11 protein-coding genes are annotated in these 17,108 nt (G+C 75.5%); 6 read left to right on the top strand and 5 right to left on the bottom strand.

The window, feature by feature from the left end; all coding sequences use genetic code 11:
- Positions 1–243: 243 nt before the first annotated feature.
- Both D7294_RS03955 and D7294_RS03950 read right to left on the bottom strand, forming a co-directional pair.
- The gene (locus D7294_RS03955) at positions 244–2,694 is read right to left on the bottom strand and encodes an ABC transporter permease (protein ID WP_241562082.1); all 2,451 of its coding nucleotides are present in this window, start codon (positions 2,692–2,694) and stop codon (positions 244–246) included.
- Positions 2,691–3,383: an ABC transporter ATP-binding protein gene (locus D7294_RS03950; protein WP_120675532.1), complete on the bottom strand. Its 693-nt coding sequence runs from the start codon at positions 3,381–3,383 to the stop codon at positions 2,691–2,693. The genes D7294_RS03955 and D7294_RS03950 overlap by 4 nt, the downstream gene beginning before the upstream one ends.
- A gap of 201 nt (positions 3,384–3,584) precedes the next feature.
- Here D7294_RS03950 and D7294_RS33610 point away from each other — a divergent pair, with 201 nt between their 5' ends.
- Both D7294_RS33610 and D7294_RS03940 read left to right on the top strand, forming a co-directional pair.
- Entirely contained in the window at positions 3,585–4,865 is a 1,281-nt protein-coding gene (locus D7294_RS33610) for a sensor histidine kinase (RefSeq protein WP_277751064.1), read from the top strand.
- Positions 4,850–5,623, top strand: coding sequence for a response regulator (locus tag D7294_RS03940; RefSeq protein WP_120675529.1), 774 nt, complete (start codon positions 4,850–4,852; stop codon positions 5,621–5,623). The genes D7294_RS33610 and D7294_RS03940 overlap by 16 nt, the downstream gene beginning before the upstream one ends.
- Positions 5,624–5,661: 38 nt before the next feature.
- Here the strand turns inward: D7294_RS03940 and D7294_RS03935 are convergent, their stop codons facing one another.
- Positions 5,662–6,948 carry an NUDIX domain-containing protein gene (locus tag D7294_RS03935; protein WP_158674561.1) on the bottom strand — a complete coding sequence of 429 codons (1,287 nt, stop codon included), beginning with the start codon at positions 6,946–6,948 and terminating at the stop codon, positions 5,662–5,664.
- 398 nt (positions 6,949–7,346) lie between these two features.
- Between D7294_RS03935 and D7294_RS03930 the strand changes: the two genes are divergently transcribed.
- The gene (locus tag D7294_RS03930; protein WP_241562081.1) at positions 7,347–8,516 is read left to right on the top strand and encodes a hypothetical protein; all 1,170 of its coding nucleotides are present in this window, start codon (positions 7,347–7,349) and stop codon (positions 8,514–8,516) included.
- On the top strand, positions 8,513–8,950 hold the full coding sequence (locus tag D7294_RS03925) for a hypothetical protein (RefSeq protein WP_120675523.1): 438 nt from the start codon (positions 8,513–8,515) through the stop codon (positions 8,948–8,950). Before D7294_RS03930 ends, D7294_RS03925 begins: the two co-directional genes overlap by 4 nt.
- Positions 8,951–8,973: 23 nt before the next feature.
- On the opposite strand, the gene D7294_RS03920 is transcribed toward D7294_RS03925, so the two are convergent.
- Positions 8,974–11,331 carry a tetratricopeptide repeat protein gene (locus D7294_RS03920; RefSeq protein ID WP_241562080.1) on the bottom strand — a complete coding sequence of 786 codons (2,358 nt, stop codon included), beginning with the start codon at positions 11,329–11,331 and terminating at the stop codon, positions 8,974–8,976.
- A gap of 213 nt (positions 11,332–11,544) precedes the next feature.
- Here D7294_RS03920 and D7294_RS03915 point away from each other — a divergent pair, with 213 nt between their 5' ends.
- Positions 11,545–14,625: an AfsR/SARP family transcriptional regulator gene (locus D7294_RS03915; RefSeq protein WP_147450770.1), complete on the top strand. Its 3,081-nt coding sequence runs from the start codon at positions 11,545–11,547 to the stop codon at positions 14,623–14,625.
- Between the two features lie 361 nt (positions 14,626–14,986).
- On the opposite strand, the gene D7294_RS03910 is transcribed toward D7294_RS03915, so the two are convergent.
- On the bottom strand, positions 14,987–15,724 hold the full coding sequence (locus tag D7294_RS03910) for a hypothetical protein (protein WP_206619458.1): 738 nt from the start codon (positions 15,722–15,724) through the stop codon (positions 14,987–14,989).
- Positions 15,725–15,830: 106 nt separating this feature from the next.
- On the opposite strand from D7294_RS03910, the gene D7294_RS03900 reads away from it, so the two are divergent.
- Positions 15,831–17,084, top strand: coding sequence for an endonuclease/exonuclease/phosphatase family protein (locus tag D7294_RS03900; protein WP_158674560.1), 1,254 nt, complete (start codon positions 15,831–15,833; stop codon positions 17,082–17,084).
- Positions 17,085–17,108 lie beyond the last annotated feature (24 nt).

Raw genomic sequence — 17,108 nt, 5'->3', positions numbered from 1 at the left:
CGTAAGCAGAAGGCGTACGGCACGCATGGCTGACAGAGTACCGCACCACCGGAAACCGCCGCCCGGCAAAGCCGCCGCCCGCGCCCTCCCGCCCGGCCGCCCCGGCGACCCGTGGCGCCCGGCCCGGGGCGCCACGGTCCGGAGGCCACGGGCAGGCCGCCCGGGCGCGGCGGCCGGCGGTTCCGGCCGGGCCGGGCAGGCCGGGAGGGGGCGGGGCCCGGGCCGGCCGGGGCCCGGGTGGGGCTATTCGGTGCGGAGTACGGTTCCGGTGCGCGCTCGGGCCGCCCGGCCGGCGGGGAGCGTGGCCCCGAGCAGCGCGATCAGGACCCCGCCGAGCCCGAGACAGGTCAGCGGCAGGGCACCGTACACGTCGAGGACGCTCGCGGGCAGGTTCGTGCCCGCGGCGTGCCCCATCACCGGGACCACGTAGTGGTGCAGGGCGAAGCCGGCGGGCACTCCGGCCAAGCCGCCGAGTACGCCGATGACGGCCACCGAGGAGAGGACGAGGAGCACCGTTTGCCGCGGGGTCATGCCGAGCGCCTTGCAGACGCCGAGGTCGTGCACGCGTTCGCGGGTGTCGAGGACGACCGAGTTGAGCACGCCGAGGCCCGCCACGGAGACCAGCATCAGGGTGAGCAGGCCCGCCATCGCGTCCAGGATGAGGATGGTGTCCTCAAGTCCCTCGTCGGCGTTGACCGTCACGTCCCCGCCGAGCGGCCGGAGCACCGCGGCGAGCGCCTCGGCGTACTCGTTCGGCGAGACGCCCGGGTCGAGTTCCACGGGGTAGACCTCGGGCTGCGCCGTGGTGAAGGCGCCCAGGGCGGCGTGGACGCGCATGCCGTCGTTCGAGGTGTCGAAGAGTTCGCCGACGATCCGCAGCGTTCGCGTCTCCGTGCCCTCGGGCCCCTCGTAGCCCACCTCGATCGTGTCGCCGAGGCGCGTGCCGGTGCGTTCGAGGAAGCGGGTGGGCACCGCGGCCTCCCCGGCCTGGCCGGGCCAGTGCCCGGAGATCATCGCGTAGGCGCCGGACTCGGAGTCGCCCTCGTACAGGACGAGTTCGACCCGGCCCGAGGAGCCCGCCACGGTGGCCTCGCCCTGGGTCATGCCGTAATAGGAGGCGGTGCCCTGCTGGGACTCGATGGCGGCGCGCACCCGGGCCGGCTCCACGGCCGTTCCCGGCCCGCCGGCCCCGCCGGCGCTGCCCCCCGCCCCGCCGGCGCTGCCCCCCGGCCCGCCCCCGCCGCCTTCGGTGGCCTCCGCGGGCGGCCGGGGGCCGTGGGCCTCCGGCGGGGCGGCGGCGAGCACGGTGACCGCGGCGCGCTCCTCGGGGTCCTGTGCCCGGCCCACCTCGTTCAGCGAGGTGGTGAGCCCCACCGCGAAGGTCGCCGTGACCGTGCCGAAGGCCACCGCGAGCAGCATCGCCACCGCGCGCACCGGGTGCGCGAAGGGGCTCGCGAGGCCGTAGGTCACCGCCCGCGGCAGCGGGAGCCGGCCGGCGAGCCGGTGCGCCCACCGGCCCCGCCCGGAACGCGGCGCCCTGCCGACCGCGATGGCCTCCACCGTGGGCAGCCGCCCGGCCCGCAGCGCGGGGACGAGCGCGGCGGCCACGACCACGAGCAGTGCCGCCGCGGGCACCAGCAGGTCCACCCACCAGGCCACGGAGAGCGAGGTGTCGCCGTACGCCTCCTCGGTGTCGTCGAGCAGCGGCACCGCCATCAGGTTGCCGAGCCCGACCCCGAGGGCGACGCCGAAGGCCGCCGGGATCAGGGCCTGGGCCACGTAGGCCCGCACGACCTCGCCCGGGGTGAACCCCAGGGCCTTGAGAATGCCGATCCGCCGCAGGTTGGTGCCGACCGCGCCGCTGACCACGCTGCCGACGATGATCACCGACATCGCGATGCCGAGCGCCCCGAAGGCCATCAGGAAGGGGATCGTCGGGGCGGCGTTCCCCTCGGCGGCGCGCTTGGCGTCCAGGTAGGACTGGCTGCCGAGCAACGCGCCCTCGGGGACGGCCTCGGCGATCTCGCCGCGGCCGGCGGCGACCTGCCCGTCCGTCGCCGCGGCGGCGAAGCGGTAGAGCATCTGCAGCGTGACCGGGTTGTCCGCGGAGCCCAGCGCCCTGACCTGTTCCGGGGTCGCCCAGGCGTCCGCGGTCCGGCCCGAGGAGGCGGCGAGGCCGACCACCGTCAGGGTCTGGCTGCCGGGCTCGTCCGAGGCCCGCAGGGTGGTGCCGAGCAGGGTCGCCGGGCCGGCGAACGAGGTGGAGAGGACGATCTCGCCCGGCTTCGTGGGCCAGCGTCCCGCACGCAGGTCCAGGTCGTCCACGCCTGCCTCGGGCCCCGGCCGCCCGACCACGGTCAGCGTGGGGAGGGCCGGGCCGTCGGCGCCAACCGGTTGCAGCGCCACGGAGGGGAAGGGGCCGGCGCTCGCGGTGACGCCGGGCAGTTCCCCGGTGTCCCGCAGCTCCGCCTCCCCCACCGCGGACGCGTCGAACTGCGCGGCCAGGTGCGCGCCGTGCTGGTGGGCGAAGGCGTGGTCGAAGGGTGCGCTCGCCGCCACCATCAGCGAGCCGGCCACCACCGCGGCGGCCACCGCCATCATCGTGGCCACGGCGACCACCAGGGTCTGCACCCGCCGCCTGCCCACCCCGGCGCGGATCACCCGGGCGAGCGCCCCGGTGCCGAGGCGGCTCACCGGGCGGCCCTCGCGGGGGTGTCGGCGGCGATGCGGCCGTCGACCAGGTGGATCGTGCGGCTCGCCCAGGACTCGGCCAGCGCCAGGTCGTGCGTGACCAGCACGATGGTCTGCCCGCCGCGGTGCAGTTCGCCGAGCAGTTCCCGCACGTCCTGGCCCGAGGCGGTGTCGAGCGCGCCGGTCGGCTCGTCGGCGAGCAGCAGCGCGGGCCGGTTGATCAGCGCCCTGGCCACGGCGACCCGCTGGCGTTCGCCGCCGGAGAGCCGGCCGGGGTAGGCGCGGGCGTGCCTGCCGATGCCGAGCAGGTCCATCAGCTCGCCGGCGCGGGCGGCCGTGCCGCGCCGCGCGGTTCCGGTCAGCTGGGCGGGCAGCTGGATGTTGTCGGCGACGGTGAGGTCGTCGAGCAGGTTGAAGAACTGGAAGACCATGCCGATGCGTTCGCGGCGGAACCTGGCCAGGGCGTGCTCGCCGAGCCGGTCGATCCGCCGGCCGTCCACGGTCACGGTGCCCTCGCTCGGCTTGTCCAGTCCGGCGACCAGGTTGAGCAGCGTGGACTTGCCGCTGCCCGAGGGGCCCGTCACGGCGAGCGCCTCGCCCTGGGCGACGCGCAGGTCCAGGGGGCCGAGGGCGGGCGCGCCCGCGCCGCCGTAGCGCCTGACCACGCCGTCGAGTTCGATCACATGGGTCATCCGGTTCCATCCTCACGTCCGGGTTGAGGCCAACGAACGTAAGAGCAGCGCCGGTTGGGCCGCGTCCGCCGGGCTGCCGACTTCCCCTCGTCCCGGCGGGCGACGTGCGGCGGGGTCCTCCCCGAGGAGTACGCCGCAAGGACCCCGCCCCTCGCGCGCAGGCGGATGCGCCCGCGGCCGGCCGGCCCGCACAATGTCCCGGTGGATACGCAGGAGGGCCCTGGCGCAGGGCCGTGGCAGCGGCTGCGGGCCGCGTGGCGCCAGGAGGCGAGCCCCGCCCCGGTGTCGCCCGCCGCGGTGCGCGCCGACACGCTGTTCGCGCTCGCGCTGACCGCCGTGGCGCTGGTGGTGGCGGCGCGCTATCCCGACAGCGGGCCGGTGGCGGTGCACCAGGACGTCGTCCGCCCGCTGCCTCCCACGCACGGCCTGGTGAGGGAAGAGCCCCGCCCCGGCCCTCCCTGGGGGCTCGTCGTGCTCTCCGCGATGCCCCTCGCCGCCCGGCGCAGGTACCCGCTGACGGCGTTCGCCGTGGTGCTCGGCGCGGCGCTGGCCATCGGCGAGGACCGCGCGAGCTGGATCAACGTGCTCACCTGCGTCATCGGCGCGTGCAGCGCCATCGCCCACAGCCGTTACCGCGGGCGGGCGGCGGCCGTTCTCCTCCTCGCGGCCGTCCTGGCCGCGGTCGCCTTCCGCGACACGGCCCCGGAGCTGCCCGGGTGGTCGAGCCCCGCGGTCGTGCTGCTCTCCGCGGGCGTGCTGGCCGGGGTGTTCCAGTCCTGGCGGCGGCAGCTCGCCGCGAGCCGCGACAGGTACGCGCGCCTGCAACGCGACCAGGAGGAGGCCACCAGGCGCGCGGTCGCGGAGGAACGTTCCCGCATCGCGGCCGAGTTGCACGATGTCGTGACCCACAACGTGAGCGTCATGGTGATCCAGGCCGGCGCGGCGCGGAAGGTGATGGACGCGGCGCCCGAGCGTTCGAAGGAGGCGCTGCTCGCGGTCGAGGCCGGCGGGCGGGCGGCCATGGCGGAACTCCGGCACGTCATGGGCCTGCTGGCCGCCCCGGACAACGAGCGGCCCGACGGCCTCGAACCCCAGCCGGGACTCGCCCGGCTCGGCGCCCTGGTGGAGCGGGTGCGGGCGGCCGGAACCCCGGTGCGCGCCGAGGTGTCGCTGCCGCAGGAACCCTTGCCGCCCGGCGTGGACCTGACGGCGTACCGGGTGGTGCAGGAGGCGCTGACCAACACGCTCAAGCACGCCCCGGGCGCCGCTGCCTCCGTCGCGATCGGGCACGCCGGGGACCGGCTGGAGATCGTGGTCGCCGACACCGGCGGCGTGCGCCCGGCCGCGCCTGCGCCGGGCAACCGCCGCGGGCTGATCGGCCTCCGCGAGCGGCTGGCCGTGTACGGGGGCGAGTTGTCGGCGGGCCCGACGCCGGCCGGCGGCTACCGCATCGAGGCGTGCGTCCCGTGGCGGACGGCGTGAACGGGCCGCCGCTGCGCGCGGTCATCGCCGACGACCAGGCGCTGGTGCGCACCGGCTTCGGCATGATCCTGGCCGCGGACGGCATCGAGGTGGCGGCGGAGGCGGCGGACGGGGCCGAGGCGGTGGCGGCGGTGCGCCGCACCAGGCCGGACGTCGTCCTGATGGACATCAGGATGCCGCGGATGGACGGCATCGAGGCGACCGGGCGCATCCTCGCCGAGAACGGCGGCACCGCCCCCCGCGTCGTCATCCTCACCACCTACGACCTCGACCACTACGTGTACGCGGCGCTCGCCGCGGGGGCCAGCGGCTTCCTGCTCAAGGACGTCACCCCCGAGCACCTGGTCGCCGCGGTGCGCCTGGTGCGGTCGGGGGATGCCCTGCTGGCGCCCACGATCACCCGCCGGCTGATCGAGCGCTTCGCCCACCGGGAGGAGCCCGCGGCCGCCGTGCCGCACCGCGACCTGCGGGGGCTGACCCCGCGCGAGCTTGAGGTGCTGCGCCTGCTCGCGACGGGCCTCAGCAACGCCGAGCTCGCCGACCGCCTGTTCCTCAGCCCGACCACGGTCAAGACGCACGTCGGCCGCATCCTGTCGAAGCTCGGCCTGCGGGATCGGGTGCAGGCCGTCATCCTCGCCTACGAGACGGGCCTGATCGCCCCGGGCGCCTCCCGCCCCGGGCCGGACGGTCACCACGGGCACCGCGATCGCGAGGACGGGCGGGAGGACCCCAACGCCCGGGCGGCGGACGGCGGGTGAGGACCGACGGCGCCCGGGGGCGGGCGGGGGCGGGGGCGTTACCAGCGCATGCCCCCGGCGGGGACCTCGGCGACCGGGGTGGGGGGCGCGGGCGCGATGCCCCAGCGGGCTGCCGCGACGCGGGCGGCCTCCCGGGCCTGGGCGGTGGCGGCCGGTCCCGAGCCGAGCAGGGCCGCGGCCTGTTCCGGGGTGGCGAGCAGCCGGACGCGCGGGCGGCCGGTCCCGGGGACGGCGGCCGCCGGGCCGAGCCCGGTGAGGCGGGCCGCCACGTGCACCCTGACGCCCGCCGCGCCGCGCCGCTCGCCCTCCCCGATCCCCCCGGAGGGGCCCCGCCCCGCACCGCCCGCCGCCACGCCGCCCGCCGCCGCGGCCCCCACACCCACGGCCCCCGCGCCCGGGGCGTCCGCGCCCGGGGCGTCCGCGCCCGGGGCGTCCGCGCCCGGGGCGTCCGCGCCCGGGGCGTCCGCGTCGGGCCGGCCGCCGTCCGGCTGCTCGAACCCGAGCGGGCAGGCGTCCTCGACCGCGGCCCCGGCCCGCTGCGCGGCCAGGCGCGTGACGCACCCCGCCGGGTCCTCGCCCTCGTCCTTCCGTACCCGGCCGCCGGGGAGGGCGGGCAACGGCCGGCCGTCCTCGACCAGCAGCAGGACGCGGCCGTCCGGGGCGATCAGCCAGCCGTCCGCCCCGGCCGCGCCCGGGCCGGCGGGCGGGTGGGCGCCCGGGTGCCACCTGCGGGGCAGCCCCTCGCCCGGCCGGACGAGGACGCCGTGCGCGTCGAGCGGGGGCGGCGGCCCGAGGTGGCGGCCGTCCTGGAGGTAGACCGGTCCGGTCGCACCCCACCGGGCGCGCAGCGCGGCCAGCATCCGGCGGGCCTCGAGCGCGGTCATCGCCGCGGCCGCCTCGCCCGGCGGCAGGAAGCGCGCCCCGGCCAGTTCCTCGGGGGGCAGCCTGAGGCCGGCGACCGCGTCGCTCGGCAGGGTGCCGCCGTCGAAGACGATGTGGATGTCCCCGGGAAACGGCAGGTCGGGCGGCAGTTCGGCGACCCCGGGCACGACGTGGTCGATCGCCAGGGCGCGCTCGGGGCCGATGGCGAGGCCGGTCTCCTCCGCCACCTCGCGGCGGCAGGCCTCGGCCGGGTGCTCCCCCGCCTCCACGGCGCCGCCCGGCAGCAACAGCGTGTCGCGGTAGGTGGGTTCGACCAGGAGGACCCGGCCGAAGGGGTCGGTGATGAGGGCGGAGGCGCTGATCCAGACGGTGTGCCTGGAGGCGGCGTAGTCGGCGTTCGACATCAGGGGCTGCCGCGGCAGCGGGGCGGGCAGGGGGCGCATCGCATCACCTCGGGTGGTGAGGGGAACGGAAACGGTGGCGCGTGTGCCGGTGGAGCCGGCCGGGGCACGCGGGGCTCGTGTGCATCCTCGCCAGGGACCGGCGCCTTGATGCGCCCCGCCCGTCCCAACTGGCGCCCACCCCGGCGCCCGCCCCCTCCCGCACGCCCCCACGCGCCCCCCGCACGCGCCCCTGAGGCCCGGGCGTGCCCCCGGTGCCATTCCCTCCAAGCGAAGCCCAAGACTTCCCCAAGCGTTCTCTTCAGAGCCCGAGGCAACCAGGTCTCCGACAACGGGAAGTACCTCTCTGTCTGGGGGATGTCATGTTGACGGAGAGCAGGCTCACGGAGCCTGCGCTGGTTCAAAGCGGTGAGTGGCTCACGGTTTCCGGATGCAAGCGCGTGCTGGTCGTGGCGCACACCATCGCCTACGCGAAGCAACTGCGCTACGCGGTCTCACTGCTCGAGTCCGACCTGAGGGCTCAGGCCGTCTTCACGGTCGCGCCGCACGCCTTCGGCGACGGCGTCGTGCCCTACCTGCGCGCCCTCGGGATCTCGGTGATCCCCTGGCGGCAGGCGCTCGGCATGGAGTTCGACCTCGCACTGGCGGCCGGCTCACGGGGAATCCACGAGGTGCGCGCGCCGATCATCCGTATGCCGCACGGCGCGGGCCACATCAAACTGCTCCGCAGGACGGAGGACCCGTCCGGGACACACCGCCGCGCGGCGGCGATGCTCAACCGCTCGTACCTGATGCGCGAGGGGAGAGTGGTTCCGGCCGCGATCGCGCTGCCGCACTCGCGGGACCTGGACACCCTGGCGTGGTCCTGTCCCGAGGCGCTGTCGCGGGCCACGGTCGTCGGCGATCCCAGCCACGACTGCCTCCTGGCCAGCCTCCCGCACCGTGCGGTCTACCGGCGGGCCCTGGGCATCGAGGAGGGACAGCGCCTGCTGGTTCTCTCCTCCACGTGGGGGAGGTCGGCCTTCTTCAGCCGCCTCGACGCCCTGCTGCCGCGCCTGCTGAGCGAGTTGCCGCGCGACCGGTTCGTGATCGCGGTACTCGTGCACCCGAACGTCGCGGCCGGGCACGGCACGTACCAGGTCCGCAGCTGGCTGGCGAGCTACCTGCGCCGGGGGGTGGCCGTGGCCCCGCCCACGACGGATTGGCCCTCCCTGCTGGTGGCCGCCGATTGGGTTTTGGGGGACCATGGTTCGCTGACCTCGTACGCGACCCTCGCGGGCGTGCCGATCCTGCTGACCTCGCATCCGGAGGACGAGGTGGCGCCCGACTCGCCGGCCGCCGCCCTGGCGCGCCGGGCCCCGATCCTCTCGCCCGCCATGCCGCTGGCCGAACAACTCGACTACGCCGCGGCCGGGTTCGGCCCGGACAGGTACCGGGAAGTATGTGCTCTGCTCTCTTCCGAGCCGGGCCGCTTCCCCCCAAGGATGCGGACGTTGATGTATCGGCTGCTCGGCCTGAGCGAACCGGCCTACGAGCCCGTGATGGGCCCGGCTCCGCTGCCCCCACCGCTGTCCCACTGGATGGCTGCGGGCGCCGAGGTCCCGAGGTGACCGCCCCTCGGCGCGCGGGACGCCTGGACGCGCATCTGCGGGCGTACCCGGATGCCCCGCCCGAGGCCGGGTGGGCGGAATTCGCCGACGTGCTGGTGGCCTCCGCGCCACTCGGGGCACAGGCCGCCGAGCGGCGGCTGACCTTCCTGTTCCGCCGCTACCCCGGCTGCCTGGTCGCCGCCTCCACGCTCGCGGAGGGCGGCTGCCTGGTGGGGACGCGGGACGGCTCGCGGCTGTGGGCGGCGCCGGAGGGCCCGGCGGCCCACGCCGACCGGGCGGCGGGGGCGGCTCTCGCCTCGCTGCTGCACGGGTGGCTGGTCCTCGGCCGCTCGCCGGCGGAGCTCGACGGGGCACGCGTCCGCTCGGCCGAGGGCGCGGTGCGGCTCGCGGCCTCACGCGAGACGGCCCCGCGCGAGACGGCCTCGCGCGAGTAGGCCGGCGCGAGGACCGGCCGGGGTCACAGTGCCCCGAGCCGGTCCTCGATGCGCCGGGCCTCGGCCGGCCTCAGGTCGCGGTAGAGCGCCACGGACCGCTCGTACCAGTCCCGGGCCTCCGTGGTCGCGCCGGCGTGTTGGGCGACGCGGCCGAGCATCTCCAGGATTCTCGCCTGCCACTGCGGCGAGCCGGCGGCTTCCATGCCACTCAGGGCCTGCCTGAGGCGGCTGCGGCCGGCCTCCGGGTCGCCGCCGAGGGCGGTGGCCAGACCGAGGAACGCCAGTGACCGCATGGCGTCGTAGACGTCGCCCGCCGCGAGAAGGTCCCCGTGGGCCCGGCCGAGGCGGTCCGCGGCGGCGTGGTGGTCGCCGCGCTCCAGCGAGACCTGGCCAAGGCACAGTCGCGACAGGGCGGCCCCGCGGTGGTAGCCGACCTCCTCACGCAGGGCGAGCGCCTGGCGGAAGAAGTCCTCGGCCTCGCTCAGATTCCCGGTGGCCAGCCGCACGTTGCCCAGGCCCTGCAGGGCCTGGGCACGCTGCCTGGAGTCGCCGTCCTCCTCGGCTTGCCGAAGGGCCTGGAGGTACCACTGGGCGGCCTCTGCGTCCCGGCCGATGTTGCGCAGCCCGTTGCCTCCCGAGGTGAGCATGCGGCTGACGGCTCGCCGGTTGCCCTCTCGCCTGGCCGCCTCAAGCCCGATCTCGTGGGCCTCTACCCAGAGTTCCGCCGGCCGCAGCCGCAGAAAGGCGGGCCACAACGCGTCCACAAGCTGCCAGCAGGCGGCGTCCCAGCCGACGTCCCGGCAGTGCCGTACCGCGGCCATGACGGTGGGCAGGTGGCCCGCGAGCCAGCGAAGGGCCGCCGCCGGGCCGTCGAAGGCGGGGGGCGCCTCGGGCTCGTGGACGTAGTCGCGGGTCAGGTCCTGATACCGGGAGGACAGCAGCGCCTCGGCGGCACTCGCCCCGGCCAGACACCAGTCGACGAAGCGCCGAAGGGCTTCCCCGGCCGCCTCCGCCGGCTCCTCCGACTGGGCTTGCAGCCTGGCGTGCTGGCCCACGAGGTCGTGGAAGCGGTATTCCTCCCCGAGTTCTTCGAGGAGGTTGATCTCGGCGAGTGCGCTCAGCGCCTCCTGGGCGGACGCGCGGGTGGTTCCGCAGGTGGCGGCCACCAGCGGCACGTCGAAGCGGGCCACCGGCAGGAGGCCCAAACGCCGGTAGACGCCTGCGAGTTCCGGAGCCAGCGTGCGGTAGGACTCGTCCAGCGCCGTCCGGATCGCCGCCTCCCCCTCGACGCGCAGCAACTCCACCGGCCCCTCGCCCTTGGAGAGCGTGTCGGCGATGGCGGAGACGGCCTGCCGCGGGCGGGCCGCCAGCTGGGCGGCGGCCAGGCAGACGGCGAGCGGCAGGAAGGCACACAGTCCCACGAGGTGACGGGCGGCGTCGAGGTCGTTCCCGACCCGGCTGCCCCCGCTGGCACGGTCGAGGAGTTCCACCGCGGAACCGGTGTCGAGGACGTCGACGCGGTGCAGGTCGGCGCCGTCGACGACCAGCCCGGTCAGCTGCCGCCTGCTGGTGACGACCACCAGGCTGCCGGCCGCCGAGGGCAGCAGGGGCCGCACTTGGGCGGCGGTGAAGGCGTTGTCCAGCAGCAGGGCGATGCGCAGCGCGGCCGTGAGGGAGCGCCACAGCGCGACCATCTCGGCCATCTGGGCCGGGATGTCGGGGGCGCCGATCGCCCGGAGGAAGCCTTCGAGCACCTCCCTCGGCCTCACCGGGCCGGTGGCCGCATAGCCTCCGAGGTCCGCATAGAGTTGTCCGTCGGGGAACTCGTCCGCCAGCCCGCCGATCCACCGCGTCGCGAGCGCGCTCTTTCCCACCCCCGCAGGACCGCTGACCACGACGAGCTTCGGCGCGGGGCCACTGTGGAGCCTGCGGCTGTGATCGAGTGCGGCCAGATCCTCCTTCCGGTCGACGAAGTGCGCGGACACCGGAGGCAGTTGCCTGGGCACGGGCCGGGGCGGCGGGGCGGCGCCGTGCAGGTGGATGTTGCCGTGTACCTGCCCGGCCTGGAGGGCGGGGCCCCAGATCTGCGCCGAGCCGGAGAGCACGTTGGCCTGCGGTGGCGGTGCGGCGGGAGGTTCGGCCAGCCAATGAGTCAGCGCCTCGCGCAGGCCGGAGTTGCCCTCGCTCAGCCGCGCGAGCGCGTCCGCGAGCCGTCCGGCGGCCGCCTGCCCCGGCGCGGCGAGCGCGTACGACCAGGCCCGCGACAGCTCGGCATCCTCCTCCAGGGCCGTTCCGACGAGGTCACGCAGCCGGGTGAGGTGCACCTGATCGCCCCGCCCGATGGCCGATAACAGCGCGTCGTTCAGCACCTTCTGCAGCACGCTTCCCCCAAGCACGAGTCGAACGCGGCGGCGCTCCTCGCGGAATCACCGAAGTCGGACACCACATACCTGCCCAACGACGGGAAGCAACACAATGGCGCACCGGTCCCCTCTCCCTGTCGGGATGGATTTCGGCCGTCCTGAGCTGCCGCCATACAGCCCGGCACCCGCTTGTGTCATGCTCATTTCCAGGCATCGAGGGTGGGGGCGCTCGTGCGACTGCGCATTCGGCTCCTGGGAGGCGTGGAACTGCACGCCGGCGAACGCCACAGCTCCGTAGGGACCCCGCTGGAGCGCCTCGCGCTCGCCGTGCTCGCCTGGGACGCGGGCCGGCAGGTGAGCGTGGAGACGCTGCTCCGGCGGATCTGGGACGAGGAGGTGCCCGACCGGCGGCGCGCGAGTCTCCACACCTACCTCTCCCACATCCGCGACCGGCTCCGGGAGCTGGTCGGCCACGCCGACCAGCTCGTCAGCTGCCGCAACGCCTACCGCCTCGACATCGCACGCGAGGCGGTGGACGCCCGGGAGTACCTGGCCCTGACCGAACGCGCCCGCGTGCTGGCCGAGGCCGGCGACCTGCGCGGCGCGCTCGCCCTGCTGGAGGACGCATCCGGGCTGTGGCGGGGAGATCCGCTGCCCGGGCTCACCGGGGCGTGGGCGGAGTACGTGCGGGAGGAGCTGTCCGAGGAACGGCTCGCGACCGCGACCTTCCAGGCGGGACTCCTGCTGCGGCTCGGCAACTTCACCGAGGCGGCGGCCGGGCTCAGGCCGCTGGCCGCCCGGCGCCCGGGCGACGAGTCGCTCTCCGTGCACTTGGCGCTCGCCCTGTACGCACAGGGCCGGGTGAGCGATGCGGAACGCATCCTCCAGCGCACGCAGTACCACCTGAGCCGCACGTTCGGCCAGGACCCCAACGCCCAGCTGCTGCGCACCCAGGAGGGCATCTTCCGCCGCGTGCCCCCGCCGGAGCTCCTCGCCTCCCACGGTCTGACCGCCTCGCCCGGAGGGGAGGCGGCCCCGGCGGTGGTTCTCGCAGGCGCCCCGGACAACCTGCCGCCCGACGTGGCGTGGATCGGCCGGGCGGCGGAGGTGGAGCGGCTCCTTTCCGCGGGGGCCGCCGCGGGGGAACCGGCGCCTGGCGCGCCCGCCCTGGCGACGATCGACGGCATGGCGGGGGTCGGCAAGACCGCCCTGGCCATCCACGTGGCCCACCGGCTCAGAGGCCGCTTCCCCGACGGCCGGCTCCTGCTCGACCTCGGGGCCAACGGTCCCGCCAGGCACCCCCTGAGCCCGGCCGAAGCCCTCACCGAGCTGCTGCGGCTGATCGGCCATCCCGGCGAAATCCCCCGGGACGCGGAGCGGTTGACCACCCTGTGGCGCACGGTGACACGGGACAGGCGCGTACTGGTGATTCTCGACAACGCCACAGGCCCCGACCAGGTGGGCCCGCTCCTGCTCGGCTCAGGCCCGAGCTTCCTGCTGATCACCAGCCGGCACCGGCTCAGCGGGCTCGGCGGAGTGCGGCCGGTCTCCCTCGCCCCGCTGCCCGAGGGCGACTGCGTTGCCATGTTCAAGGACCGGGTGGGAGCCGAGCGCGCGCCGAGCGACACCGACACCGCGGAGATCGTCCGGCTGTGCGACTTCCTGCCTCTGGCCGTGGACATCATGGCCAGCCGCCTTCTCGCTCATCCCTCCTGGAGCGCCGGGGAGTTGCTCGACCGGCTCCGGCTCGGCCACCCGCGCATCCAGGAAATCCGCGACCCCACCCGACGGTTCGAAGGCATCCTCGGGCACGGCTACCAGGCTCTGGGCCCCGTGCGGCAGCGGGTCTTCCGCCGCCTGGGCCTGCATCTCGGCTCGACCTTCGGGCCGTACACCGCGGCCGCGCTCGCCGACCTGCCGCTCGACGAGGCGGCACGGGCGGTCGAGGAGCTGCACGACTTCCACCTGCTCACCGAACCCGGCCCCGACCGCTTCTCCATGCACGACCTGGTGGCCTCGTACGCCAGGTCCCTGGCCGAGCGGGAAGGAGAGGAGAGCGTGCGGGAGGCGATGGGCCGGCTCGTCGCCCTCTGCCTGCACACGGCCGACCAGGCGGACCGGCAACTCCACCCCCAACGGCTGCGCATCAGTGTGGACGGCCCTCCGCCGCCCCTTGCCGCGCACTGGCTCGCCGCCACCGGGCCGAGGACCTGGTTCGTGACCGAGGGCCCGAGCCTGCTCGCCCTCCTCGACCACTCCTGGCTGCACGGACCGCCGCGCACCGCCGCGCTGTTCAGCCACACCCTCGCCCACTTCCTCGACACGGAGGGCTATCTCGTCGCCGCCACCTCCCACCTCGGCCGCGCCGTCGACTACTGGCGCTGGGCCGGCGACGGGCCCGCCCTGGTCCGGGCGCTGCTCGACCTGGCGGCCGTCCGCCTCCGGGCCGGCGACTACGCCGAGGCGGAACGGGCCGTCGCGGAGGGTCTGCGGCCGGCCCGGGCCGCGGGGGACGCCGAGGCGGAGGCGGAGTGCCTGCACCGGCTCGGTGCGCTCCACTTCCACCGCGGCGACAACGTACGGGCACGGGCCCACGCGCAGGAGGCGCTGCGGCTGCGGATGCGGCACTCCGGGCGCCTGCAGCAGGCCAGGACGGGGAATCTCCTCGCCTCGATCCTCCTGGGACTCGGGAACTCGAAGGAGGCAAGCGGGCTCTTCCAGGCCGCCCTCGACGGCTTCCGCGCGAGCGGGTACATGAGCGGATTGCTCTTCGCCGTAAACAACCTGGGAGAGCTCGCCAAGGCCGCCGGCGACCACGAGGGCGCGATCCGCTACTACGAGAAGGCCATGCCGATCGCCAGGGACGTGGGCTCCGCCGTGTTCCTGGCGACGATTCGGATGAACCTGGCCGAGTCGCTCGTACCCCTGGGCGAGGGACAGGCCGCGCTCCTGCACTACCGGCACGCGGTCCTCGCCTTCCGCAGCGCGGGCGACAAGCGGCACGAGGCCATCGCCCTGAACGGCGTGGGATCGGTCCTCACCGGTGCGGGCCGTCCCGCCGAGGCGGCCGAGTTCCACCGGCAGGCGCTGCACCTGGCCCGCCACATCCATGCGGCCAACGAGGAGGCGCAGGCCCTGCGGGGCCTCGGCAGCGCGGCGTTGGCACTCGGCAGGCGCACCGAGGCGGAAGGACACCTGCGGGAGAGCCTGGCGATCGCGGAACAGGCGGGCGCACAGGGGGAGATCGAGGCGATCGGGCAGGTCATCGCCGCGCTGGGGGCGGGCGAACTGGCGAGCGGGGACCACGAGTAGGTTCCCTTTATCATGATCGCCATATCATGATCGTTCTCCGCTAGGATGTCATCTCTCGTCCCTCGAATGACGTTGAGACACATCCGCCTCACCTGTCACAGGAGTTCATGTGCTGCACCGGCGCGCCCGAATAGCCGGGGTCCCACCGCTCGCACTCGTGGCCGCGCTCACGCTGTCCGCTGCCGGTGCGATCCTCCTCGCCCCGCGCGCATCGGCTGCGGAGCGCGTCGCCACACGCCCCGCTGTGTGCATGGTCGACACCATGGAGAAATCCGCGAAAGGTCGGGCCGGCTGAGACCGGGTCGTCGGGAACGCCCGCCCGCCGGCCGGCGGGCGTTCCACGGGTGGTGGCGGCGGCCGGTCAGGCGTGGGTCACCGTGAGGGTGGCGTCGTTGAGGGTGGTGTAGAGGGGGGAGTCGGTGAAGCCGGGGCCGGTTTCCTCGCCGATGTAGGCGTCCATGTGGTGGTCGCCGCCGAAGCCCGGGGTGAACTCGTCGGTGACGACCCAGGAGGCCGCGGAGAGCGTCTCGCACACCTCGGGTTCGATGGGCTCGCCCTCCTCGGTCGTGCCGCAGTCCTCGATGCGGACGTGGTCGCCGCGGGCGAGGACGCCGGCGTCGGCCGCCGCCGAGACGAAGGGTTCGAGGGGGGCGCCGTAGCTGTCGCGGGGCGCGGAGTCCAGCCAGTAGCCCACGTCCCAGGACCAGTTGAGGTACTCGCCCGCGTGCGGCCCGTGCACGATGCGGCCCGTGCCCTCCTGCTGGACCGCGGTGACGAAGTCCTCGGGGTAGCTGCCGAGTTCGCTGTCGCCGTGCGTGCAGTCGAGGACCGGGCAGCCGGTGACGGCCACCGGCTCCCCGTCGTGGTGGGACTCGACGGCCGTGTAGTACACGGTCACCGTCCAGCCGGACTCGCCCTCGTCCGGGGCGGTCTCCTCCGGGGCGCCCTCGTCCGGAGCAGCCTCGTCCGGGGTGGCCGCGGGTGTGCCGTCGCCCGCCGCGTCGTCGTGCGCGTCGCCGCCTGAGCAGCCGAGAAGTGCCCACGCGCCGAGCAGGATCGCCGCCGCGCCGCGCGCGGCCACTCCGCCGAGATGCCTCACGGCAGGCACGTTAACCCGGGGCGGTCTTGACCACGCGGGCGGGTGCGGCCACCCTGCCAGGGCCGGAGGTGCGAACGGGCGCACGACGCGCGGGAGGACGGTCCCCATGGACGGTGTACGCGGCTCGGTCACGGCCAGGGCCCGGGGCGCCGCCCCGGCCGTCCCCCGCCTGTGGGCGCGGGCCACGGCGCTCGCCGCCGCGCCGGCCCTGGTGCTCCTCGGGTTCGCCGCCGCCCCCGCCCCCGCCGCCTCCGCCGCGGCCGGTACCGCCGACCCCGCCGCGGCCGGTTCTGCCGCCGCGGCGACCTCGCTGAAGGTCATGGACTGGAATGTGCAGGGCGGCCAGGGCGCCGACGGCGTCACCGACTTCGGGCGGGTGGTCGAGGCGATCCGGCAGGAGTCCCCCGACCTCGTGACGCTCCAGGAGCTGCACGACAACAGCGCCGTCGGCGGGGAGAACCAGTGGCAGGTGCTCCTCGACGAACTCCCCGGCTACTACGCCCACTTCGCCCGCAGCGACGAGAACGCGCTCGGCGGCTCGGCCGGCAATCTGATCCTCAGCAGGTACCCCATCCTGGAGCGGCTGACCTACCTGCTGCCGCAGTACCCGCAGGACACGACCGCGGTCAGGCGCAGCCTCGGCGGGGTCAGGCTCAGCGTCGGCGGGGCGGACCTGCGGGTCTACACCACCCACCTGTCGCCCGGGCTCGGCACCGAGGCCACCGAACGACGCGCGCGGCAGGCGAGGGCGGTGATCGACAAGCTGCCGGCCTCGCTGATGACCACGCCGATGCTGCTCACCGGCGACCTCAACGTCCGCCCCGACGACGCCATCCGCCCCTGGTTCGCCGCGGCCGGGTGGCTCGACGCCTGGACGCAGGTCAACGCCAACACCGGCGAGGAGGCCCTGACCCACCCGGGCGACGGCGAGGACGCCCGCATCGACTACGTGTACGCCACGCCCGCCTTCGACGTGTCCGCCGCCCACACCGTCCCGACCACCGCCTCCGACCACCTGCCGGTGGTGGCGGAACTGACCGTCCACGCCACGCCCGTGGCCGCCGCGGGCGCGGCCCTCACGGCCACCGAACTCGCGGGCGCGGCGCACGTGACGGCCTACGCGGACGGCGGCCTGCGGCTGCGGGTGTGCGACAACCGCGCCGACGGCTGGGGCGTACGCGCCTACGTCTCGGCCGCCGCGGGCGGCCCGGCCCTGCTGACCGCGGCGGACGCCGCCTACGCCGACCGCTGCGGCTCGGCCGCCGCGCCCGCGGGGACGGCGGACTCGGCCGTGGTCCGGGTGTGTTCCTACCAGGGCGGCGTGGAGAAGGACTGCCGGCAGGCGACGGCCACGGCCTGAACGCCCCCGGGGCCGGCGCCGGAA

Origin of the sequence: Streptomyces hoynatensis (assembly GCF_003626535.1) — a bacterium.
Taxonomy (GTDB): domain Bacteria; phylum Actinomycetota; class Actinomycetes; order Streptomycetales; family Streptomycetaceae; genus Streptomyces; species Streptomyces hoynatensis.
This window is presented reverse-complemented; position numbering and strand designations above follow the sequence as displayed.

Bases quoted from the DNA above. Each gene is read 5' to 3' on its own strand.
- D7294_RS03950 (WP_120675532.1), bottom strand. From the start codon at position 3,383: ATGACCCATGTGATCGAACTCGACGGCGTGGTCAGGCGCTACGGCGGC.
- D7294_RS03935 (WP_158674561.1), bottom strand. From the start codon at position 6,948: ATGCGCCCCCTGCCCGCCCCGCTGCCGCGGCAGCCCCTGATGTCGAAC.
- D7294_RS03900 (WP_158674560.1), top strand. From the start codon at position 15,831: ATGGACGGTGTACGCGGCTCGGTCACGGCCAGGGCCCGGGGCGCCGCC.